The following is a 22,279-nucleotide window of genomic DNA, read 5'->3' as shown; positions in this document are numbered from 1 at the left end:
TCTACTTCCGGCGTGCGGCGAGCGCGTGGACCGTGCCGTCGTCCGTGAGGGCGAAGACCCAGTCACCGCTCACGGAGAGGGCCGAGGCCACTCCCGCGCCGAGGTTGTACGAGGCGACCTGCGTCCCGCTCGCCCGGTCCAGAACGAGCAGGCGACCGTCCCACGTCCCGACGTACACATGGGACTTCGTGACCAGCGGGTGCATCGTCGGCGAACCGTCACCGGCCGAACAGCCCATGGCGACCCGCCACTTGTCGTCCAGCGGGCTCTCCCCCGCCAGATAGCCGGACTTGGCCTCCCACACCGGCTTCGACGGGTCGGACGCGCTCGTGTCGTAGGCGCGTACGACACCGTCGCGGCCCGCGACATAGGCGGTGGCGCCCCATACGGCCGGGCTGGTGATCGGGGCGGGACCCGGCTCGCAGGTACTGCCACCGCCCAGCTTGGACTCCCAGGTCACCGCGCCCGTCTTCGGGTCGTGGCCGCGGGCGCCGGACGCCGTGAACGTGACCAGCTTTGCCGCGCCGCCCGAGGCTGTCGGGTCGGTCAGGACGGGCGAGGAGTGGCTGTCGATGCCGCCCGCGGTGTCCTTCACCCACAGCTGGGTGCAGGTCGCGAGGTCCATCGCTATGACGGTGTTGCTCGACATGGAGTGTAGGTAGGCGGTGTTGGATCCGGGCTCGCGGATCACCGTGCTGTGGGCCTGTCCCCAGGAGAACGCGGCGCCGAAGCCGCCGGGCAGCTTCCCGCCGGTCTCGGCGTCCCGGCAGCGGACCGTGGAAGCGTCCTGGTAGACGGCGACCGAGCGGTGGTCCGCGCCCGTGAGCGCGAAGACGCTGACCGGTCCGCCGGCGCGGCCGTAGCGGCGCACGGTGTCCCCGTGGGTCTCCTCGCGGTCGATCGACTGCCAGGCGATGCGGCCGCTCGCGGCGTCGAGCGCGTAGATCCGGCCGACGCCGGTGGTCAGATAGACCTTGCCGCCGTGGAGCGTCGGCGCCGACTCGGCGTCGCCGTCCAGATACGTACGCCACAGCTCACGCCCGGAGGCGATGTCGTACGCGAGCATCATGCTGTACGGCGAGTCGAAGGCGCGGGACGAGACGATGAGCTTGCCGTCCGCGACCACCGAGCCGTTGAGGTTGAACTGCTCGCCGGTGTGGCGGGCCCACTTGAGGTCGAGCTTCGCGCCGGGATCGTCGCCGCTCGCGGACCGCCCGGCCTCGTCGCCGCCCTGCCGCAGCCATTCCTGCCCGGTCCCGGGCTTCGCGAGCTCCGATTCACGCACGATCTCGAAGGTGTTCTTCACGACGGGGAACCGCTTGCCCCGGGTGTCGTACACGAGCGACTCGGCGGTGTACGTGCCGGGCCGCAGTCCGTGCAGCGTGCCGCTCGCCCGCGTCCAGGCGCCGCGTGCGTCGGGGCAGGGCTCCGGCGTGCCGCCGGGCGGGGTGTAGCAGTTCTCGATGCCGGGGCGGGACGCCCCCTTGCCGAAGCGCGCGTCCTCACGCTTCACCAGGTGCCCTCGGCTGTTGCGGACGGTCAGCACCGCCCTGGCGGGCGTGCGGCCGTCGTCCTCCGCGTACACCTCGACGGGCACTGCGGCCTTGGTACCGTGCACACTGCCCTGGGCGGGGCTGACCAGCGCGGCGTCGTCGTCGATGGTGAACTGCCGGTGAACGCCGGTCACATGACCGGTGTCCTCGTTGCGGGGCGTGCGCGGATCGTCCGTAATGGCGCTGAAGTCGAGGACCTTGTAGTCGGGGCGGGCGCCGTCGATGCCGTACGTGCCCTGGTTGTTGATCTCGACGGATCGTTTGAAGGCGCCGCGCCGGAACTCGGCCTGCTGGTTGTGACCGGCGGCGACCATCCGTACGTCGTACTTGGCGAGCTCGTCGATCGTCGGCTGCATGCCGGCGCCCGGGCCCCACTGGGTGAACAGAGAGCGGTGGGCGAAGACGAACACCTGCTTGCCGGCCGCGTGCCGGGCGAGGTCCTGGCGCAGCCACTCCAGCTGCGGCTTCAGCCCGCTCGCGTCGTAGTTGTCCTCGAGGACGACGATGTGGCGGCCGTTTCGGTCGAAGCTGTACCACTCGGGGGCGAGGTTGCGGCGGTAGTACTCCATGCTGCCGGCGTAGCCCTGGGAGGTCGCCGTGCCGCCGAAGTCGTGGTTGCCCATCACCGGATAGAAGGGGTGACCGAGCCGGCCCTCCTCCAGGCCCTTGCTGAACATGTCGTACCCGCCCTGGCGGCGCGGCTCGTCGGCGTAGTCCGTGACGGTGAGGTCACCGGTCGCGATCTGCATCGTCGCGCCGTCGACCTCGGACATCGCCTGGACCTGGCCGGTCCACTGGGGCAGGGCGCCCCGCGCCTGGGCGTCGGAGGTGTTACTGACTTCGGAGTCGGAGTTCATGACCCACTTCTCGGTGGGGTTAGAGGCGTTACGGTCGGGTACGAGCGCGAAGTCGACGTCCCTGCCACCGGTCTCGGGGACCTTGTGGAAGAACTGCGGAATGTAATCCTTGCGCAGCGCGGGCGTGTAGCCGTCGGGCGAGACGATGCTGACGAGGTCGGTCTCGCGCCGCTTCGGGTCGATCTGCAGGCTGTACGAACCGTCCGCGCCGGTCGTGGTCCACACGGCGCCGTCGGTGACATCGATGCCGGGCATGGGCTGCTCGCCCTTGTCCCGTTCGCCGTTGCCGTTGCGGTCCTTGAAGGCCGTGCCCTCGACGGTGACGGTGTCGACCGGATCCGCGCTGTCGTCGGCGAAGGCCGCCTGGGGCGCGAGGAAGGACAGTGCGACGGCTCCGGCGGTCGCCAGCTGCCAGCGCCGCCGGGTACGGCGCAGTCCGCGGACGAGGAACGGCAGTCGGCAAGCTACGAGCAGCAGTACGACACCGGCGGCCGTGACGAGCGCGACGGTGAGCCAGGGGAACGACGGCAGGGCGTGCGCGCCGTGGACGTCGACGAGCGGGGTGGCCGCAGAGGCGTCGACGGCCGTGCCGTCGAACTCGACGACGACCTGGGTCAGTCCGCCCTTGTCGATGAGCGGGCTCAGGTCGAGCGCGTCGACGTGGCAGCTCCACGCCAGCTCGATGACGACGCCGCCGGGCACGCCGCCGTTGTCGCCGGGCACGCCCGAGCCGGTGGCCGGGCAGGGGGCCGAGAGCAGCCCGGCCGCCCACGCACCGGCCTGCTCGGGGGCCACGACGGCGTTGTGCACGATCAGGCGGCCGCTGGTGACGTTGTCACCGGGCGCGACCACGAGTTCCGCATGCTCGCGCGTGACATGCGCGGACGCGGCCTGGGCGCCGATGCCCAGCACGAGAAACAGCAGCGCGAGGGCGAGCCCGGCTGCTCTGCATATGTGCTTCATAAAGCGGACGTTAATGATCCGCTGGTCGGTTACCGGTCGGTCCTGAGCGACTTCACGGAGCCGCCCGGAAATGTTCAGCGTCCCGTTCATGGCTGTTGGGTCACGCGGGGCGCTTGAGATGTGTCATCAGCTCTTTCATGTCCTCGATGACAGGGGGCCTTGAGAGCGGAGAGGTCTACGGGATCCTGCGCCTGCTGCACGATTTCCCCCTCACCTCGCTGTTTCTGTTGGGGTGAAGAGACGTTTCCGATCGTCAGCTGTCGGATGGGCAAACTGATTTCGCTGCTTGGCATGACGGAGTTCCGGCGCGGTGGTCGGGCTCTCCGAGGCCTTTCGGATCGTGGGCGGTCAGGACGGTTCTTGATCAGCTGACAGCACGGGGCAGTGCGGCGAGGCGGTCGAAGGCCGTGGCCAGTCGTGTCTCCAGGTCCGTTGGGGTGCTGGACACCACCTATCGGCGACGGGCCCGGGACGAGTGGGCATGGTTCCGGGCGGGCGGGATGATCAATGGGAGCGGGACCGTCAACAACGTTCTGACCGCGGCCTGCGCGAACAACGGTGACACCGCCTGGACCTACAACCAGGGCGTGGTCCTGGCCGGCCTCGCGGAACTGCACCGCGCAACGGGCGACGGCTCACTGCTGGACAGCGCCCGCGCCCCGGCCGACGCCTCGACGTCGTCGGGCTACCTCAACCCGGGAGCCACCCTGCACGAGCCGTACGAGCCCGACGGAACCGGGTGCACATCCAACAGCTACTCGCCCCGGCCTCCCCCGCGCTGGCCCACGCCGCTCCGCCACCGGCGCTGCCGGGCAACGTGGACGCGAGGATGCTGACGTTCCAGCCGGCCTTCGACTACGACAACGACCGGCCCCAGACTCAAACACCCGACCGCATGCGAGCAGACGCGGGTTTGACCACCTGGCGTTGGATGGGGCCGACCGGATTCGAACCGGCGTCTTCCTACATGCCGTGAAGGCGCGACGACCACTGCGCTACAGCCCCACCCTGCTCGTGATCCTAGAAGCCATCTGCGTTCCGTGCTTCCGGATTATCCGAAGTGGTGTTCTCTGAGCAGCGGCTCGGCTCGCCAGGGCGCGGACCGGCATGGCGCTGAGGATTGGCGGCTGGCGCCTGTGCGCTCAGCGCGCGAGCGAGCAGGGCATGCGGCGGCTCCGAGCCCCAGGTCTTTCTGTGCCCGGAGTCCTGCAGGCGGTCTGCACGCCACGGCACGGGGCCCGTCTGATTGGGTCGAGCGGGATGTGCCGGGCCCCGGAGCGGATGCTCCGGGGCCCGGCGGTGCCTGTCGCCGGATCAGGCGGCGGTGATGTTCTCCGCCTGCGGCCCCTTCTGGCCCTGGGTGATGTCGAAGGTGACGGCCTGGCCTTCCTGGAGCTCACGGAAGCCTGTGGAGTTGATGTTGGAGTAGTGCGCGAAGACGTCGGGGCCGCCGCCGTCCTGAGCGATGAAGCCGAAGCCCTTTTCCGAGTTGAACCACTTGACGGTTCCGCTGGCCATGCCGGTGCCTCTCAGTCGATAGTCGGATCCGCACCGCGCGGACCCGGAGGTGATCGCCCTGGTTCTCAGGCACTGCACAGCAAAGTGCCCGCGCGGAGCGCGGGCAGGTACTGCGAACCACGACATCTGCCGGTGACACTACATGGCGAGACCGCCCATCACCAGAGAGCAATGAGTCGTCATCGATCCTGAGTTGAGAATGTCCGTCAACAGTCACGAAGTGATCCGGGCCCTGCCCGCGCGCGCATGAGAGTCGCACGGCGGGAACGGGCTCGCTCCGAGCCGGAGGCCCTTCTGGCGCCAGGGGCGTGTTGACCCCCTGCTCTACGATTCGGTCGGGTCGTGGAGTGACGCGTCGGCCGGCCCCTGACAGAAGCCGGTGAACCGCACTTTCAGGCCCTCTCGCAGTGGGGAGCAGCAGAAGGGGCCGGCTGATGCTTCTGCCTCGGGTGCGAGTGGGGCGAGCCGGACCATGGGCCATGGGTCGTTGTCGCGGCGGGCCCGGATCGTCACGGCATCGCCGTCGCGGCTGGTCCGGACGGCGTCGGCGTAGATCAGTGCCTGGTGCGGATAGGGGTTGTGCGCGGTGTCGAGTCCTTGGGCGATGTGCCGAGCTGAGAGGTCAGAGAGCCGCACGAGGTCGTCGGTGCCGGGCACCGTGGTCTGGTGTGGTGCCGGTCAGGCGTCTGAGTGGCAGGGCGGTCAGGCGTCTGGCCGCGCGGCAGTCTGCACGCCAGGGCCGCTGTCTGTGCTGGTGATACGGATGATGGCTTCGAGGGTGAGGGCGCGTTCGTGGGGTTCGGTGTCAAGGGCACGGTGAATGGACAGTCCTTCGATGAGGGCGTCGAGCTGACGGGCCGTTGCCGGGTCGAAGTGCCATTCCAGGGCGCGGCTGCTGCGACGCATCCATTCCCGGGTCAGTTCCCGGTAGGTGGGCTTGCGTGCCGCGAGGGCGTACAGCTCGTGGGTGAGGACGAGTTCGCGCTGGTTGCCGCTGGACAGGTGGTGGATGAGGTCCGCGACCGCTTCCCGTGTCTGGCCGGGTGTGGTGGCGGCTGCGAGGCGTTCCTCGAATACAGCGACGATGCTGCTGGTGAAGCCGGTGAACGCCTCACGCAGCAGCTCGTCCGTGTCAGCGAAGTGATAGGTCATCGACCCGACCCTCGGCCGCTTCACCGGCGGCCCTCTGCTGGAGCGCTTCGGCCGGGTGCGTGTCGTCCGCCCGTTGCCGCGATTCTGCTCTGGCTCCGCTCATAACCCGTGGGACAGCCCTCAGGTCCTCGGCTGGGTGAAGCGGATGCTGTTGCCGAAGGGATCGCGAAGGCCACAGTCGGTTCCGTACGGACGATCGGTGGGCTCCTCGGTGAACTCGACGCCCCGGTCCAACAGCGTTTCGTACGTCTTGCGGCAGTCGTCCGTGCTGAAGATGAGCGAGCCACCCATCACGCCCTTGGTCACCAGCTCGCGGACCTGCTGCGCCGTTTCCTCGGACATCGCCGGAGCACCTGGCTTCTCCAGCAGGATCTGGCGCTCCGGGTGACCCGGGACGCTGACGGTCAGCCAGCGCATGAAGCCCAGGTCGATGTCGGCGTTGACCTCCAGACCAAGCTTTCCGACGTAGTAGTCAAGGGCTTCGTCCTGGTCGAGGACGTATATCTGCGAGTGTGTGATGGCGTTGAACATGTGCATCACGCTACCGGGCAAGCCGGACGAAAACTTATCCAAAACTGCTCAATCGACGGACGGTACGGGCAGTGCGGATGCTCAGCCTGGATCCACCGGCTTGATGTCTGTGGACAGTTTCTCGGGGAACGAAGAAGTGCCCTGTGACCTGCGATGATGGGGTTTCTCTAGGACCACATCAGGCACGATCAGCAAGGCACTTCCGAGATGCAATCTTCCCATGCCGCAGCGGCGGTCTCATCCGCGTTCGACGACCCGAACCTGATCGCGCACGGCGGCCTGGAGCCGGTGGTGCGGTTGGCCGAGCGGTGCGGTCTGCCCGCACTGGTCGGGGAATACATCCGTCTGCCGGCCTCGAAGGACGGCACCGGTGCCTTCCCCGCGGCGAAAGTGATGTCGCTGGTGGGCGGCATGGTCGCGGGCGCCGACAGCATCGATGACATGCACCGGCTACGGCACGGCGCGATGGGCCGCCTTTTCTCCGGTGTGCGGGCCCCGTCCACGCTGGGGTCGTTTCTGCGTTCCTTCACGCACGGGCATGTGAAGCAACTGCATGCTGTGGCCCGCCGGTTCCTTCCCGAACTGGCCCGTCACGCGCCGTTGCTGCCCGGCGCGGGCCAGGTCGCCTACGTGGACATCGATGACACCATCCGCCGCACCTACGGCTACGCCAAGCAGGGAGCCGGTTACGGATACAGCAAGGTCAAGGGCCTGAACGCGCTGCTCGGCATCGTCTCCACACCCCTGGCCGCCCCGGTGATCGCCGCCACGAGGCTGCGCAAGGGACCATCGAACTCCGCGCGCGGGGCGGCGGCATTCGTCGCCGAGACCATCCGCACCGCTCGCGCCTGCGGCGCCAGTGGCCTGCTGGTGATGCGTGCGGACTCGGCGTTCTACGGCGCCGATGTCGTGAACTCCTGCCGGGCGCTGGGCGCGCGGTTCTCCATCACCGTGCGGATGAATGCTTCCGTCAAGGCCGCCATCGCCCGCATCGATGAGGACGCCTGGACGCCGATCAAGTACCCCCAGGCGGTCTGGGACGAGGAGGGCCAGTGCTGGATCTCCGACGCCGAGATAGCCGAGACCGGCTACACCGCCTTCACCTCCAAGCCGAAGAAGCAGCAGGTCACCGCCCGTCTGATCGTGCGCCGCGTCAAACGCCTGAGCGCTGAAGCCGTCCCCGCCGGACAGGGCACGCTGTTTGACACCTGGCGCTACCACGCCGCGTTCACCGACTCCCCGCTCTCCTTGAACAATGCCGAGCGTGATCACCGACGGCACGCTGTCGTCGAGCAGGTGATCGCGGATGTCAAGAACAGCGCCTTCGCCCACGCGCCCTCCGGACATTTCCAGGCCAATGCCGCGTGGCTCGCCCTGGCAGCCCTGGCGCACAACCTGACCCGCGCCGCCGGCGCACTGGCCGGAACGTTCCATGCCAGAGCGACCACCGCCACCATCCGTGACCACCTGATCAACGTGCCCGCCCGCCTGGCCCGCTCGGCCCGCCGCCTCACCCTGCACCTACCCGAACGCTGGCCCTGGAGCACGGACTTCACCCAGCTCTTCAGCATCGTGCACGCGCCACCAGCCCTCTGACACTCCCTGACCGACCTGCCCGAAAGGGCCCGACACCTGCGGAAAAGTGGAAAAGCTGGACAGACCAGCGGCCACCTCACGCCCGAATCCGCAACTCAGCCCCGACACGCCCTGCACGACCCCGAACCAATCACACCACAATCAAGCCGGTGGATCCGGGCTCAGGCGCTCGGTCGCATCCACGCCATCGTGAAGCACGTCGGTACGCCCGTGGCCTCCGCTTCCTTGCGGTACGTCCTCGGTGACCGGCCGACGATGTCGCGGAATGTGCGGCTGAAAGTTCCCGGGCTGCCGAAGCCGACTTGGAAGCAGATGTCCGTGACACTCCGGTCGGTCTCCCGCAACAGGAACATCGCACGCTCGACACGGCGGCGCTGCAGGTAGCGGTGCGGCGTCTCGCCGAACGTGGCCCGGAATGTGCGCGTGAAGTGCGCCTGGGACACATGGGCGATCCGGGCCAGGGCCGGGACGTCCAGCGGCTGCGCGTAGGCGCGGTCCATCGCATCCCGTGCCCGAAGCATGCGGCGGTTGGTCTCTTCTGCAGCGCGGCTCACGGCGCCATCACACCACGGTTCACCGCTGTCCGTGGCAGATCCAGTGACCTGTCCGCCCCCTTCCCGCTCAAAGTGGCGCACCACGAGACCCGCGCCCAGCAGTACTGCCGAAGTGCTGCAACGGTCTTTGTGGTGACGGTTCGTTGGGGTTGTCATGGGGTGGGATGCGAGGCCGGAGGATGCCCGGCGTTGGTCAGCGGGTCCGACCGAGGTGCACGGCCGGTTCGTTCACCGGTTCTCCCGGGCCGAACCGCGGAAGTCGGCGTTGGCGTATATGCGGGGCCTGGTTGCGCCACTGGAGCGCAAGAACGGCTGGACTCTGGCTGAGGAAGCCGGTCAGGTGTGCAGCATGTACTGGATCCCGCACAGCACCTCCCGGTCCGGCAACGGCTTGCGGCCCGGATACCGGAAGCGCCGGTCGCGCTGCGGCAGCAGCGGCTCAAGGCGGTCCCCCCGCTCATCCGACACGATCCACGGCGACATCCCCACACCGGACCGAACGCTCAACTCCCCTGCCGGACAAGGCCATCAAGGCCGATCCACCTCATGGTGTCAGCCGTTGCAAGCCTCAGCGCACGAGCTCGGGATCTTCTTCCTTGGGCAATTCGCGCATGCTTCGAAGCGGTGACAGGATGTACGGGAGGATGCTCAACGTCATACCGGCGGCACCGATCCACAATGTAGCTTTTGCCCCGACCACAGAGCCCGAGGCTCCCCCCAAAAGCCCGCCGAGCGGAATGCCGCCCCAGGACACGAACCGGGCTGTCGCGCTCATCCGGCCCAAGAGCCGATCTGGTGTGAGGGTTTGTTGGAAGCTTGATTGAGCCACAAAGCGGACGACTCCGCCCAGGGAAAGGGACGCTAGTCCGAGCGCAGCCACATACACGCTCCAACCCGGATGCGCCAACGGCATCAGGGCTGTCAGCGGGCAGGTGACAAGTGGTGCGAGCCAGATGACCGGGCCTTGCCCGACCCGCTTCGAGAACCTGGTTGCCGACAGCGCGCCCAGCAGGGCGCCGCAGCCCATTCCCGACAGAATGAGGCCGATACCGAAGGACTCAAGGTTTATCTCCCTCTCCAAGAAGACCAGCAACATGGTTTGATACATGACCAGGAAGAGGTTGAATATCGCATCTCCCAGGATTATTGCACGCAGGGTGGGATGCTTGAGAACAAACTTCAATCCATCTTTGATGTCTCGAAGCAGTTGAGGATGCTCACTCGGCTCCGGCTTCTGTTCGCGTTTGCGGATACTGGTCGCGAGCAGACCCGACATCGCCATCCCGACCGAACTCACCAAAAGCGTTACAGGGGCCCCGAGCCAGCCGACCAGCGGTCCTGCCATCCCTGGTCCGCTGATACTGGTTACCGAGCGTATCGCCGAGAGTTTTGAGTTTCCTTCAACGAGATTGCCGCGTCCCACCAGGTGCGGCAGATAGCTGACGTACGCGACATCGAAGAAGACTGTCAGCACTCCATGAACCAACGCGACTGCGTAGAGCCACCAGATCGTCAGAAGGTTCGACCACCACGCCACCGGTATCGTCAAGAGAGCCACCGCCCTCGCGAGATCAGCGCTGATCATCACTGATCGCTTCCGCATGCGGTCCACCCACGCGCCTGCCGGTAGCCCGACCAGGAGTGAGCCTGCCGTGGTCATCGCGGCCAGTGATCCAACCTGGAACTCGTCAGCATTCAATGCCACGATCGCAACCAGAGGCAATGCGAGAAAAATGATGCGATCGCCCAGCTGACCGAGCGCGGTGGCGGCAAACAGACGCCCGAAGTCCGGATCGCGCAGGAGCCCGAGTCGGGAGGGTATTGACATTCGAGTTACCTACTGTCGGATTTGAAATGTCGCTCTACTGGCTTCAACTGCTACGGCTGGTCGACCACGAACTCGTAGGCCACTTCCCGGCGCATGTCCGGAATGACGATGTCGGCGGTTTCCACCGGACGTCCGTCGGTGTCGTAGATGGTCCGCTCGATCTGGAGCACCAGGTCCCCGACGCTGATCCCCAGTAGATTCGCCTGTGCCTGGGTGGCTCGAGCCGGGCGCGGCAGCTCGACCACGGTCTCGATGTCCACGCCGATGGAGCGCATGCGCTCAACCACCCCCTTTCCCGCGAGGGGGCCCGTCTCGGGCAGAACGATCGGCGTTCCGTCCGTGATGGCCATCGGCTCCCAGGATTCGGAGAGCTGGACGGGTTGACCGTCGGCGAGGAACTCGTAGTGCGTGTTGACGCAGAGGTCTGCGGGGCTGATGGCGAGCCGCTCGGCAATTGACTCAGGAGCGGGGACGCGTGTCTGGCTGTGCGAATCCCAGGCGCTGGCCTTGCCCCGCTCCTTCATGCCGGCGAGGGAGGGGGAGCCGTCCCGGCGTTCGCGTTGCCGCGAGCGGACCATCCGCAGGCGTTCGCGCGGCATGCGGACGTAGGTGCCCGAGCCCGCGCGCCCTTCGAGGAGGCCCTTGATGATCAAGCGGTCCATGGCCCTCTGCGTGACGTTGCGCCCGACCCCGTACTCCTCGGCGAGCTGCGCCCGGGACGGCAGGCGCTCCCCGATCTCCCACTCTCCCGCGAGAATCCGTGCGCGCAGCGCGTCGGCTACTGCAAGGTACGGCGCCTCTCGAGGCATTTGTGACCCTCCGGTTGCTCTGCTGCGCGGCAGCTGGTGATTCCAGGCGGCGTTGGCAAGCTACTGCACCAGGTGAAAGCTACTGGAGTAGAAATACGCTCGGTACTCAAGCGGCTACGGAGGTTCGTGTGACGCGAATCGGAATTGTGCCGCCCGCGCGGCTTGCAACGGCTGACACCATGAGGTGGATCGGCCTTGATGGCCTTGTCCGGCAGGAGAGTTGAGCGTTCGGTCCGGTGTGGGGATGTCGCCGTGGATCGTGTCGGATGAGCGGGGGGACCGCCTTGAGCCGCTGCTGCCGCAGCGCGACCGGCGCTTCCGGTATCCGGGCCGCAAGCCGTTGCCGGACCGGCGGTCCTGCTGACCGGCGGGAACCGCGAAGGCGTCACCCAGTTGCTGCCGCTGCTCGACGCGATCCCGCCGCCTGCGGCCCTGTTCCAGGCGGGTGTAGTAGTCGGTGCTGATCGAGGCCAGGAGGGCGACTTCCTCCCAGCGCAGGCCCTTGCCCCGGCGCTTCGGGCCGCTGTCCGGGAGCCCGACCACACGGGGGCTGCCGTCGCCTTCCGGGATTCCCCCCAGCTTCCGGTGCACCCGTGACAGGACGACCGCGAGCACGATCAGGACGATGTCCAGTGCGGCAACGGAAACCGGCCGGGGCGCCCAGAACACACCGATGCCGGCGGCAGCACAGGCAGCACACGCGACGAAGCGCTCCGGCCAGGCACGGCCGGTGGCCCTGCGGAGATACCACGCCTGGGAGGCCAGGTGCAGCGCGGGACCCGTTCTGCTGCTTCACCACCAGCCAGGACCTGCAGACTTTCTTTGACTGCCACCGCCGGGCGTTTGCCCATTTCGGCGGGGTGCCGATGACGATCGTCTACGACCGGACCAAGACCGTCGTCCGCCGGCACGTCGCTCCGGGGGTGAGGCGGTCCCGCTGCACCCGGAAGCGGTCGGGTTCGCCGGCCACTACGACTTCGACGTCGACGTCCTGGCCGCCTACCGGCCCACCGGCAAGGGCCGCGTCGAACGCCAGGTGCTGATCGTCCGCGATCACGTCCTGTCGGGACGAGCTTTCTCCTCCATCGAGGAGATGGACGCCGCGTTCAACGGCTGGGTGCCCCAACGGCGGGCTCAGACGCACAGGACTCACCAGCAGGTCATCGGCGAACGGGCAGCTCATGACCACGCGGACCTTAGGCCGCTGCCGCCGACGCCCTATCTGGTGGCCGAGCGGCACCTGCGGCCGGTCGGCCAGGACTGCCTGGTCGCTTTTTTCGGCGGCAACCTCTACTCGGTGCCCGCACGCAAGGTCCGACCGCGTCAACTGGTGGAGATCCGGGCCATGAAGTCGCAGGTCGTGCTGCATTCCACGGTCGCCGACTCCAGCGGCGGGACGCTGCTGGCCACCCATCCTCGGGCGATCGGCCGCGGGGCTCGCGTCGTCGAAGAGGCCCACTGGACGGTCTGCCCACGGGCAAGGGACGCCGCACCACCACCGGCGATGTCCTGCCACGGCCCCGTCGTGAGCGTCCTCTGGGCGAGGAGGCCGGACCTTTGCAGGCTCTGCTGAACCGGGCCGCGGCCACCCGCATCGAGGTCGGCCGCCGTCCGCTGTCGGTCTATGACGAGCTGACCGGAACCCGTCCCTTCACCACCCGTCCGAGCACGAGGGAAACGTCTTGAGCGAGCTGGTCTCCACCCGCATCCGGAACACGGCCGGCAAGCTCGGCCTGCCCCACCTGGCCGAAACAATCAACGAGTACACCCGGCGGGCCGACGAGGGGCAGATGGGCTACCTCGAATTCCTCGACCGGGTGCTGTCCGAGGAACTGGCCGTCCGTGATGACCGCCGCTTCCGCCAGGGCCTGCGGCTCTCGCGGCTGCCGCACCACAAGACGCTCGACGAGTACGACTTCTCCTTCCAGCCCGACCTCGATCCGAGGAAGGTCAAGGACCTTGCCACCCTCTCGTTCGTCGACGGCAAGGCGAACGCCGCCCTGCTCGGGCCGCCCGTTATCAGCGGGGCCTGAGCCCCTCTCTTCTCTGTCTGCAACGAGCGTCACCGTGAGCGTTCTGCGTCGTTGATGCATTGCTATCAACAGGAGTTCTTCAACGAGACGGAACGACATCAGTGGCACACAGCTTGGCGGTCCGGCCCGCGAACGGGCAGCGGACGTGGACCGTGATCGACGAGAAGTACCGGACCGTCGCTCCGGTCGAGGACTGGCTGGAGGCCCATCGGCAGCTGTGGTCACCGAACACTGTCCGTGGCTATGCCACCTCGCTGGCCCAATGATGGACCTTCCTCGAACAGCGTGACGAGACCGCGATGTGGCGCGAACTCGGGGTCCCGGCGGTCGCCGGGTTCCTGTCCTGGCTCCGCAACGGCCGCACCGTCGAGCACGCGCTGACCGAGCCCGAACAGGCGCCGGAGACAGGGACGTTGGAGGCGAGGCTGGCTGCGTTGATCTCCTTCTATCGCTGGCAGGAGGCGGTCTTCTCGGTGCCGGTCGCGGGCCGGCTCATGCGCGGGACGCCGCGCCGGGCCCCGGCCCGGGGACTTCTCGCGCATCTGGACGCCCGCACCGCTCCCGCTCCGTCCTCGCTGGTCAGGGTCCGGCGCCAGCGGCACCGTGGGCGCCCACCGCTGCTGTTGCCCACTGAGATCCAGGCGATTCTGGACGGTTGCGCGATGCCGGACGCCTTGGTCTGCGAGTGGGCGGGCAACCTGCGCGACCGGCTGCTGTTCGCGCTGCTCGCGGAGACCGGGATGCGCCTTGGCGAGGCCCTCGGCCTGCGGATCTGCGACTTTGTGATGGGCCGCGGATCCACTCCCTATGTCGAGATCGTGCCCCGGGAGGACAACACGAACGGGGCCAGGGTGAAGATGATGCGCCCGCGTCGGGTCTACGTCGGCTGCGACCTGGAGCGACTGTTCGCCGACTACCTCACCCAACTCGTCTGCCGGGCCGCCGGGTTCGGCATAGAGATCGATACCGGATCGCCGTTGCTGGTGAACCTGGAGAGGCCGCCGCTGCTGGCCGCCCTGCGTGAAGGGACGGTGCGGGACAAGGTGTCCGCGCTGCGCAAGAAGGGCATCGGTCCGGCCTCCTGGACGCCGCACTGGTTCCGCCACGGTCACGCGACCGCGCTGCTGCTGGCCGGGACGCCGGAGTGGGTGGTCTCACGCCGACTCGGTCACGCACACGTGCAGACCACGCTCGACCTATATGGCTGGGTCCGCGAGGACGAGGCCCTGCGGGCTGCGGCGAACTGGAAGTCGTACATCTCCGCCTGGCAGGTCGACGATGGCCGGTGAACAGCGTCATCTGCACGCGGCCGGCGAAGAGGACCCGTTCTGGCGGCTCTGGCTGGAGCTGCCCGAGCCCTGGAAGGGGCCGGTGATCGGTGACGGCATCGACGACTGGGACAGGATCACCGAGAACGGTGACCGCCGCATCGACCTGACCGGGCTGCCCGACCTGATTGCCGCCGAGCTGGCCTGGATGGCGCACTGGCAGGCGATGGACGGGACCCGCTCGTCGGTGCTGGGCACCAACCAGTTCGCGAACATCCTGCGCCGGGCGATCCGCGACAACCACCCCTTCCCGACATCCATCCGTGCCATGGGCTGGGAGACGGCGGCCGCTTTGCAGCGGTGGTTCTATGCCACCCGCTGGGGCCGGCTCCCGCCCCGCGGCAGCGTCGCCCGGCTGCGGGTGATCTTCCGCTTCTCCCGCCTGGCCCTGCTGGCCCGCTGCACCAACGGCCCCTGGTGGTCCCTGGACGAGTGGCATCCCCGTTGCGACCCGCGGATCCCGCTGGCCGAGCACGAGCCCCAGGCCCACTATGGCTGTTCGCCCTCGAAGATCGGTCAGCCGTGGCTGCGTGAGGCCGTGAAGTGGTGCCTGGGCCACCCAGCTGGAGGCCGGGACCTTGCGCTGGTCGACGGTGAGCCAGGAGAGGATGCGGTGCTTCGCCCGCTTCGACCGGTGGCTTGAGACCTTCACCGACCCGCTCGATGTCCTGGGCGACCCCGCCCACGCGGTCCAGCTGGCCGCCGCCTTCCGCCGTTGGGACGCCGACCCCGCCAACCGGCTCCTTCGCCAGAACGAGCAACGGTTCGCCGGGCAGCCCGTCCATCCACGCCTGGTCAACGACGACCTGCGGGCCGTCGCCGAACTCTTCGCGTTCGTCGCCGCCAACCCTGCCGAGGCCCGCCAGGTTCTTGGACCCAACCCGTGGTCGCGGGTCACCGACGCACACGCGGCCGGCTGGTTCCGCCAGGTCTCCCGCATCCCGCACCAGCGGGAACTCAACGACGAGCACTATGTCGATGACCACGCGCTCGCGCAGATCCCCGCCGCCCTGCCCCTGCTTGGCCTCAGCCGCGATGAGGACATGCTGATCACTCGCGGCGACGGGCAGCAGGTCACCGCCTGCGGCTTCGACGACCCGCAGGCCATGCGCATGATCCTGCTGCAGATCCTGACCGGACGACGGTCCAGCGAGATCCGCACCAGCCGCTTCGACTGCCTCTCCCCGGTCCCCGACCGGGCCGTCGACGCCGCCGAGGGCGAACAGATCGCCCGCTTCCACTACGCACAGAGCAAGATCGACATCGCGCCGGACAACATCCTCGTCGACGCCGAGGTCGTCGCGGTCATCGAGGAACAACGACACTGGGTCCGCGACCACTTCCCCGGCATCACCCCGCGCCACCTTTTCCTGCAGCGGACCGGCAACCGCCAGGGCGACAAGCCCTACCCTTCGGGCACCTACAACTGGATGCTCCGCGAGTTCAGCAAGCTCGTCAAGATCAACGACAGCAAGGGCAAGCCCGTCGGGCTCAGCCACACCCACCGCTTCCGCCACACCAAGCTGACCCGACTCGCCGAACTCGGCCTGCCCGTGCACGTGTTGATGCGCTATGCCGGACACGCCACCCCGTCGATGACGATGCACTACGTCGCCGCCCGCCAGGAACACGCCGAGCAGGCGTTCCTGGCCACCGCGAAACTCCGCGCAGACGGCACCCAGGTGGCTTTCTCCCGCGACGACCACGACAGCCTCCACCTGTTTGACCGTGCCGACCGGTTCATGCCCCACGGCTGGTGCCAGCTGCCGCCCCTGCAGACCTGCGACAAGGGAAACGCCTGCCTGACCTGCTCGGTCTTCGTCACCGACGCCTCCCACCAGACCGCACTTCAGCGGCAGTTGGCCGAGACCGAAGCCCTGATCAACCGCAGCACCACCGCGTTCCAGGAACGGCACGGCCGCCCGATGCCCAAGGACAACGTCTGGCTGATGCAACGCAGAGCCGAACACGCGGCCCTCACGAAGCTGCTGGACACCATCCGCTCCAAGCCGGGACGCGCGGTCCAGGGCGCCGGCTGCGGCACAGCCCCCACCGGCCCCGTCCCTCTCACCCTCGACCTCGACCGCCACCGAAGGACCCGGCCATGACCGACGACGCTCGCGCCAAACGCACCCAGACCCTTGCCGCCGCCGCGAAGGCCAAGTCCCAGGCCAAGACCGACGCGGCAGAGAAGGCGATCCGCACCCTGGTCAAACGCAGTGAGCCGATCACCTTCCAGGCCGTCCAGCGCGAGGCCGGTGTCTCCCACGCCTTCCTCTATAACCACCCCGACCTGCGAGGACGCATCGAACGACTCCGGGCCCAAGCCCGTCTTGCCCCCGCACCGGCCTCTCCGGCCGACGAGCAAAGCACCCTCGTCCTCGCGCTGACCGGCCAGATCACCCGCCTCAAGAAGCGGCACCGAGAAGAAGTACAGGCACTGCGGGACGCGCTCGAACAGGCCCACGGCGAGAACCTCGACCTCCGCCGCGAACTCGCCCGCCGCGGCGGAGACACCCACCGCCACAAGCCCGAGTCATCGGACCCTGCTGATGCCCTGCCCAGCAGAATACGGCGTCATCACTGGGCAGCCTTCGGATGGCCGCGGTGACGCTCCCATTCGGGAGCGAGGATCGACATCACGATGTCGTCCACCCACGCACCGTCATACAGCAGCGCGTCGCGTCGGACGCCCTCCACGACGAACCCCGCCTTCTCATAGGCGCGTCGGGCACGCGGGTTGAAGGCGAACACCCCAAGCGAGATCCGGTGCAGACCGAGGCCCTCGAAGCCATAACCGACGATCAACCGCGCCGCTTCGGTCCCGAACCCCCGGCCTTGGCCCGCCGCAGCCAGCGCGATCCGGAAGTTGCAGCTGTGATTGCCGCTGTCCCACTCGTTGAGCACCGCCTCGCCCACGCAGGCGCCGGTCGCCCGCTCGACGACGGCCAGGTCCAGCCGGTCCGCTTGCTCGTGGCGGGTGCCATACCACGCATGCATCCGTTCCTCAGCGGCCTCGTCCCAAGGCTCACGATCTGCCGATCCATGGCTGCTGCCGGTCAGGCGGCCCACCTCCGGATCCTGGAGCAACGAGCGAAGCACGGAAGCGTCCTGGTCCAGGAGGAACGGGCGCAGGAGCACCCGCTCCCCAACAAGCGTGGGATTGACGGAAAAGTCTGCCTGCACATGATCACTCACGAAGCGATTCTCAACGCAGCTGGGTGTCTCGGCAAACGAGTTCCTCGGGCCACCTCACATCGATCGAAGGAACTTCGTGGCCAGCCATGTTGAGCGGTATCAGCAATCAAACCAGCGATAACGGGCGGGGTCGGCAAGACGCACATCGCCGTCGCTCTCGCGGTCGCGGCCTGCCGGGCCGGCTACTCGATCTACTTCACCAGCCTCGACGACATGGTCCGCAACCTCAAAACCGCCGAGGCCGCCGGACGTCTGACGAACAAGCTCGGCACCTACCTGCGGCCCAGCGTCCTCGTCGTCGATGAGGTCGGCTACCAGCCCCTCGAACGATCCGAGGCGAACCTGGTCTTCCAGGTCATCTCGAAGCGCTACGAGAAGGGCTCGATCGTCCTGACCTCGAACAAGACCTTCAGCAAAGCGCACATGTTCCGGCGAACCTGTGCCAGGCAGCGCCGAAAGTTCACGGGTTCCGGTAGAAACTCGGATGCTGCATGATCGAACGATGTTGGTCGAACTGGTGAAGGTCGCAAAGTTTCCCTGGAGCCCCTGGCTGGCCCAGATCCGGACCCCGTTCGGAGGGACAGCGGTCCGCTGGTGCGGTGACCAAGCCGCGAAGCCGGGCAAATACCACGTCGAGTGGACGGTCGATGAGGGCATCGCCTGGGGGCGGAACGCGAAGCCGGCTGTCGGCGTCGGACCGGGAGTCCGACCCGGCGGACACTGCGTTGTCCTGCGCGGACGGTTGAACCTCACCGTGGACGGCGCCGCCGTGCTGGACTTCGATGGCTCGCAGATTCTGCTGGACCTTGCTGATGCGCTGCCCGAAGGTGTTGCCGGCACGTGGGTTGAACTCTTCATCGAGCGCGAGAAGATCGCTCTCTACCCATACGACCTCTGACCAGAGGTCAGCCCTTGGTCGTCGCCCACTCCGCCAAGCGGGTCTCATCGATGCGGTCGGACAGATAGATCATGGTGGCCTCGGGGTCCACGCCGAACGCGGCGGCGACGAGCTTGGGGTCCATGGTGTTGACCAGGTCAAGCAGTCGAGTGCAGCGGATCACGCGGGGTGGGTAGCCGCAGGCGTCGAGGACGTGACTGACATAGGCGGTGGATGCCGGTCCCCGGCCGGACTTCGTCTGGCGGGTGACCATCACATGCGGGTTGTCCGTCCGCTGGTCTTCGCGGTGGGCCAGGCAGCGTTCCACTGCCATCCAGGACGGTGGATCCAAAGGGACCGGATGCGGGCGGTTGCCGAGCCGGGCGGTCCGGGTACGAAAGTCGAGGTCAACGGCCTGCAGTATCTTGACCTCGCGGCTTGAGGCGCCGTGCAACAAGGCGAGCATGCCCAGCAGGGCTTCGTGCGGGTGGACGGCCGGATCCGTTGTCCAGCGGCGGAACAGCACACGTTGCTGGTCAAGCGTCAGCGTCGCACCGGTGAAGCCGCTCGGTCCTCGGCTGGTCAGACCGCGGGCGGGATCGATGAGGACGATCTTCTGGGAACGTGCGAAGCGGAAGAACTGTCCGAGCACCACCAGCCGACGCTGCCGGGCCTTGGGCGAGCCTGCCAGGAAAGCTTCGAGGTCGTGCACGTCGGTCAGTGCCCAATCCTGCTTGCCGCGCTCACCGGCGAGGAACCGGGCGAGGTCACGCACGATGGCCAGTGCGGCTTCGATGGTGGCATCGGTGCGGGGCAGCGTTCCGGCACGCCGGGACCGCTCACGCGAGCGGATCATGACGTCGGCGAAAGCCTCCACCGAAGGCCGCAGGGGGGCGGGTGTCGGCGTACGGGCTCTGGTGCAGAGGTGCGTACGGGTTGATCTGCAGAGGTGCTCCGGCGTGTCTGGCCGGGGCCGGGGCGGTGAGTGGAGTCTGTCGCTGACGTTGTGCGGCGATGAGGGAGGCTCGGGGCATGCTGCTGGAACCGGAGCGGTGGCTGGAGTTGCGGCGCTTCCGGTCTCTGCATGAGGCTGGCGCGAGCATCTCGGAGATCGCCCGGGAGACCGGCCTGAACTGGCGCACGGTCAAGAAGTACCTGGAGAGCGACGGGCCGCCCGAGCCTCCGGCTCCGGCGCCGCGGTCGGATCTGGGCAACCAGGTGATCAAGCCATGGGCGCATGTGATCGATGCCTGGCTGCGGGCCGAGGTGCTGCTGAAAGCCGCGGTGATCCATGAGCGTCTCGTCGAGCAGTACGGCTTCCCGCACCACTACCAGCGCGTCAAGATGTATGTGCAGCAGGCCCGCCCCAGGATCGCGGAGGAGCTCGGATACACCCCGCGGGAGCTGGCCCGCCTCCACCGTCGTTTCGAGGTGGTGCCCGGCGCTCAGGCCCAGGTCGACTGGGGTGACGAGGGCGGCATTCTGGCCCATGTCGGGATCCCGAAGGTCTACTCCTTCCACATGGTCCTGTCCTACTCCCGGGATCCGTTCTGCTGTTTCACCACCAGCCAGAACCTGGCGGCGTTCTGGGAGTGCCACCGCCGGGCGTTCGCGCATTACGGCGGGGTGCCCGGCGTGATCGTCTACGACCGGACCAAGACCGTGGTCCGCCGTCATGTCGCACCCGGCGAGGCGGTCCCGCTGCATCCGGAGGCCGTCGCATTCGCCGGGCACTACGACTTCGACATCGATGTGCTGGCCGCCTACCGGCCCACCGGCAAGGGCCGGGTCGAACGCCAGGTGACCATCGTCCGTGATCACGTACTGGCCGGCCGGGCCTTCTCCGGGCTGGATGACCTGGACGGGGCGTTCATGGCCTGGGTCCCCCAGCGCCGGGCCCGCACCCACCGCACCCACGGCGAAGTGATCGGCGTGCGAGCCACACGAGATCACGCCGCGCTGCGGCCGCTGCCGGCCCGCCCCTACATCGTCGCCGACCGATTCTTGCGGCACGTCGGCAAGGACTGCCTGGTCGCTTTCGACGCCAACTTGTACTCGGTGCCCGCCATCAAGGTCCGCCACCGACAGTTGGTCGAGGTCAGGGCCTCGGCTGCCACGGTCGCACTGCATTCCACCGTGCCCGACGCCCAGGGCATCACGCTGCTGGCCGTCCATCCGCGCGCGGTCGGCCGCGGCGCCCGCATCGTGGACGAAGCGCACTGGCAGGGCCTGCCCGACGGACATACCCGCGCCACCACCACCGATCCCGGCACGCCTGCGGCCAGGCCGGCCCGCACGGACGCCGAGCCCGGCGGGCTTGTTTCCTTGCTGACCCGGGCCAGAGCCGCGCAAGTCCACGTCGGCACCCGGCCGCTGGCGCTCTACGACCAGATCACCGGCACCCACCCCTTCACCCCCGCCCCCATCGACCCCAGGGACATGCGTTGAGCGAGCTGGTCACCGCCCGGATCCGCGCCACCGCCACCAAGCTCGGCCTGCCCCATCTGACCCAGTCGCTGGCCGAGTACGTCGGGCGGGCCGATGCCGGTCAGATGGCCTACCTCGACTTCCTCGACCTCGTCCTGGAAGAAGAACTCGCCGTCCGTGAAGAGCGCCGCTTCCGCCATGCCCTGCGGGTCTCCCGGCTGCCGCACTACAAGACGATCGAGGAGTACGACTTCTCCTACCAGCCCGAACTCGACCCCAGGAAGGTCAAGGATCTGGCCACCCTCGCGTTCGTCGAGGCCAGGGCCAACGTTGCTCTGTTGGGCCCGCCGGGAGTAGGGAAAACACACCTCGCGGTCGCCCTGGCGGTCGCCGCCTGCCGGGCCGGCTACACGATCTACTTCACGACCCTCGACGACATGGTCCGCCAGCTCAAAGCCGCCGACTCCATCGGCCGCCTGGCCAGCAAACTCCGCACCTACCTACGGCCCAACGTCCTCGTGGTCGATGAGGTCGGATACCTCCCACTGGAACGTGACGAGGCGAACCTCGTCTTCCAGATGCTCTCCAAGCGCTACGAAAAGGGCTCCACCTTGCTGACATCGAACAAAAGTTTCAGCGAGTGGGGCCAGGTCTTCGGCGACGACGTTCTGGCCACCGCCATCATCGACCGCCTCCTCCACCACTGCGAAATCCTCGCCATCAACGGCGCCAGCTACTGCCTGAAGAACCGCCTCACTGCCATCGAAGGCGGCATCGCCGCCGTCAGCTGACACAGTCTCAAGCTCTGTACATCAGCCCGTACATACCTCTGCACTACAGCCCGTACGCCGACAGCGGGGACCGCGAGGATGCGACGTTGTCGGCGGCCGGCTGCGAGCCGTTCGGTCTGATCGGTGGCCATCGCTGGACCGCGACTGGTGAAGAAGGTCTCCAGGGCACGAGCGAGGGATCCCATCGAGCGGCCCGGGCGGCGGGAGCGTTCGAGTACGGACTGGGGGAGGTTGGGCTGGCCGTCGGTAAGAAGTCGCCCCAGG

Annotated in this window: 19 protein-coding genes, 1 tRNA gene and 7 pseudogenes; 15 read left to right on the top strand and 12 right to left on the bottom strand. The window is 67.8% G+C overall.

Annotation, left to right across the window (positions count from 1 at the left end):
- Position 1 precedes the first annotated feature (1 nt).
- The gene (locus OG953_RS40250) at positions 2-3,373 is read right to left on the bottom strand and encodes a PQQ-binding-like beta-propeller repeat protein (protein ID WP_405690792.1); all 3,372 of its coding nucleotides are present in this window, start codon (positions 3,371-3,373) and stop codon (positions 2-4) included.
- Positions 3,374-3,780: 407 nt separating this feature from the next.
- On the opposite strand from OG953_RS40250, the gene OG953_RS40245 reads away from it, so the two are divergent.
- Positions 3,781-4,209: a glycoside hydrolase family 76 protein gene (locus tag OG953_RS40245; protein ID WP_405690790.1), complete on the top strand. Its 429-nt coding sequence runs from the start codon at positions 3,781-3,783 to the stop codon at positions 4,207-4,209.
- 96 nt (positions 4,210-4,305) lie between these two features.
- Here the strand turns inward: OG953_RS40245 and OG953_RS40240 are convergent.
- The 5 genes and pseudogenes from OG953_RS40240 to OG953_RS40220 form a co-directional block, all read right to left on the bottom strand.
- Positions 4,306-4,378: transfer RNA gene (locus OG953_RS40240), tRNA-Ala, on the bottom strand.
- A gap of 309 nt (positions 4,379-4,687) precedes the next feature.
- Entirely contained in the window at positions 4,688-4,891 is a 204-nt protein-coding gene (locus OG953_RS40235) for a cold-shock protein (RefSeq protein ID WP_015613078.1), read from the bottom strand.
- Between the two features lie 324 nt (positions 4,892-5,215).
- Entirely contained in the window at positions 5,216-5,548 is a 333-nt protein-coding gene (locus tag OG953_RS40230) for a DUF1349 domain-containing protein (RefSeq protein WP_405690788.1), read from the bottom strand.
- 45 nt (positions 5,549-5,593) lie between these two features.
- Positions 5,594-6,052 (bottom strand): annotated as a pseudogene (locus tag OG953_RS40225) (TetR/AcrR family transcriptional regulator); the annotation flags it as partial.
- Positions 6,053-6,163: 111 nt separating this feature from the next.
- The gene (locus OG953_RS40220) at positions 6,164-6,574 is read right to left on the bottom strand and encodes a VOC family protein (RefSeq protein ID WP_405690787.1); all 411 of its coding nucleotides are present in this window, start codon (positions 6,572-6,574) and stop codon (positions 6,164-6,166) included.
- Between the two features lie 207 nt (positions 6,575-6,781).
- On the opposite strand from OG953_RS40220, the gene OG953_RS40215 reads away from it, so the two are divergent.
- The gene (locus tag OG953_RS40215) at positions 6,782-8,170 is read left to right on the top strand and encodes an IS1380 family transposase (protein ID WP_405690785.1); all 1,389 of its coding nucleotides are present in this window, start codon (positions 6,782-6,784) and stop codon (positions 8,168-8,170) included.
- A 161-nt stretch (positions 8,171-8,331) separates the two neighbouring features.
- Here the strand turns inward: OG953_RS40215 and OG953_RS40210 are convergent, their stop codons facing one another.
- Complete coding sequence (locus OG953_RS40210; protein ID WP_405690783.1) at positions 8,332-8,724, bottom strand: helix-turn-helix domain-containing protein; 393 nt, start codon at positions 8,722-8,724, stop codon at positions 8,332-8,334.
- 154 nt (positions 8,725-8,878) lie between these two features.
- Between OG953_RS40210 and OG953_RS40205 the strand changes: the two are divergent.
- A pseudogene (locus OG953_RS40205) lies at positions 8,879-9,061 on the top strand (IS701 family transposase); the annotation flags it as partial.
- Between the two features lie 2 nt (positions 9,062-9,063).
- On the opposite strand, the pseudogene OG953_RS40200 reads toward OG953_RS40205, so the two are convergent.
- The 3 genes and pseudogenes from OG953_RS40200 to OG953_RS40190 all read right to left on the bottom strand — a co-directional run.
- Positions 9,064-9,207: pseudogene (locus tag OG953_RS40200) on the bottom strand (transposase); the annotation flags it as partial.
- Positions 9,208-9,292: 85 nt separating this feature from the next.
- On the bottom strand, positions 9,293-10,552 hold the full coding sequence (locus OG953_RS40195) for an MFS transporter (protein WP_405690781.1): 1,260 nt from the start codon (positions 10,550-10,552) through the stop codon (positions 9,293-9,295).
- Between the two features lie 50 nt (positions 10,553-10,602).
- Complete coding sequence (locus tag OG953_RS40190; RefSeq protein ID WP_405690779.1) at positions 10,603-11,361, bottom strand: GntR family transcriptional regulator; 759 nt, start codon at positions 11,359-11,361, stop codon at positions 10,603-10,605.
- Between the two features lie 244 nt (positions 11,362-11,605).
- Between OG953_RS40190 and OG953_RS40185 the strand changes: the two are divergent.
- The 8 genes and pseudogenes from OG953_RS40185 to OG953_RS40150 all read left to right on the top strand — a co-directional run.
- Positions 11,606-11,713, top strand: a pseudogene (locus OG953_RS40185) (IS5/IS1182 family transposase); the annotation flags it as partial.
- A 418-nt stretch (positions 11,714-12,131) separates the two neighbouring features.
- Positions 12,132-13,047, top strand: a pseudogene (locus tag OG953_RS40180) (Mu transposase domain-containing protein); the annotation flags it as partial.
- Positions 13,044-13,376: pseudogene (locus tag OG953_RS40175) on the top strand (ATP-binding protein); the annotation flags it as partial. The pseudogenes OG953_RS40180 and OG953_RS40175, both read left to right, overlap by 4 nt.
- Before the next feature lie 119 nt (positions 13,377-13,495).
- Positions 13,496-13,660: a hypothetical protein gene (locus OG953_RS40170; protein WP_405690777.1), complete on the top strand. Its 165-nt coding sequence runs from the start codon at positions 13,496-13,498 to the stop codon at positions 13,658-13,660.
- A gap of 33 nt (positions 13,661-13,693) precedes the next feature.
- Entirely contained in the window at positions 13,694-14,683 is a 990-nt protein-coding gene (locus tag OG953_RS40165; RefSeq protein WP_405690775.1) for a tyrosine-type recombinase/integrase, read from the top strand.
- Positions 14,673-15,365 (top strand): hypothetical protein, encoded by a 693-nt coding sequence (locus tag OG953_RS40160; RefSeq protein ID WP_405690774.1) that lies wholly within the window; start codon positions 14,673-14,675, stop codon positions 15,363-15,365. Before OG953_RS40165 ends, OG953_RS40160 begins: the two co-directional genes overlap by 11 nt.
- On the top strand, positions 15,316-16,830 hold the full coding sequence (locus OG953_RS40155; RefSeq protein ID WP_405690772.1) for a tyrosine-type recombinase/integrase: 1,515 nt from the start codon (positions 15,316-15,318) through the stop codon (positions 16,828-16,830). The genes OG953_RS40160 and OG953_RS40155 overlap by 50 nt, the downstream gene beginning before the upstream one ends.
- Positions 16,827-17,333 carry a DUF6262 family protein gene (locus OG953_RS40150; protein ID WP_405690770.1) on the top strand — a complete coding sequence of 169 codons (507 nt, stop codon included), beginning with the start codon at positions 16,827-16,829 and terminating at the stop codon, positions 17,331-17,333. The genes OG953_RS40155 and OG953_RS40150 overlap by 4 nt, the downstream gene beginning before the upstream one ends.
- Here the strand turns inward: OG953_RS40150 and OG953_RS40145 are convergent.
- Positions 17,303-17,920 (bottom strand): GNAT family N-acetyltransferase, encoded by a 618-nt coding sequence (locus OG953_RS40145; protein ID WP_405690768.1) that lies wholly within the window; start codon positions 17,918-17,920, stop codon positions 17,303-17,305. The two genes, OG953_RS40150 and OG953_RS40145, sit on opposite strands and share 31 nt — an antisense overlap.
- Positions 17,921-18,046: 126 nt before the next feature.
- On the opposite strand from OG953_RS40145, the pseudogene OG953_RS40140 reads away from it, so the two are divergent.
- Both OG953_RS40140 and OG953_RS40135 read left to right on the top strand, forming a co-directional pair.
- A pseudogene (locus OG953_RS40140) lies at positions 18,047-18,337 on the top strand (ATP-binding protein); the annotation flags it as partial.
- Between the two features lie 85 nt (positions 18,338-18,422).
- Positions 18,423-18,818 carry a hypothetical protein gene (locus OG953_RS40135; protein ID WP_405690766.1) on the top strand — a complete coding sequence of 132 codons (396 nt, stop codon included), beginning with the start codon at positions 18,423-18,425 and terminating at the stop codon, positions 18,816-18,818.
- 7 nt (positions 18,819-18,825) lie between these two features.
- On the opposite strand, the gene OG953_RS40130 is transcribed toward OG953_RS40135, so the two are convergent.
- The gene (locus tag OG953_RS40130) at positions 18,826-19,653 is read right to left on the bottom strand and encodes a hypothetical protein (RefSeq protein WP_405690764.1); all 828 of its coding nucleotides are present in this window, start codon (positions 19,651-19,653) and stop codon (positions 18,826-18,828) included.
- A gap of 176 nt (positions 19,654-19,829) precedes the next feature.
- On the opposite strand from OG953_RS40130, the gene istA reads away from it, so the two are divergent.
- Positions 19,830-21,245 (top strand): IS21 family transposase, encoded by a 1,416-nt coding sequence (istA, locus tag OG953_RS40125; RefSeq protein ID WP_405681794.1) that lies wholly within the window; start codon positions 19,830-19,832, stop codon positions 21,243-21,245.
- Positions 21,242-22,015, top strand: a complete 774-nt coding sequence (gene istB, locus OG953_RS40120; protein WP_405690762.1) for an IS21-like element helper ATPase IstB — start codon at positions 21,242-21,244, stop codon at positions 22,013-22,015. The genes istA and istB overlap by 4 nt, the downstream gene beginning before the upstream one ends.
- Positions 22,016-22,279 lie beyond the last annotated feature (264 nt).

This window comes from Streptomyces sp. NBC_00057 (assembly GCF_045041165.1).
In the GTDB taxonomy this organism is placed as follows: Bacteria; Actinomycetota; Actinomycetes; order Streptomycetales; family Streptomycetaceae; genus Streptomyces.
Note: the sequence above shows the minus strand (reverse complement) of the source record. Positions and strands in the feature narration are given on the sequence as shown.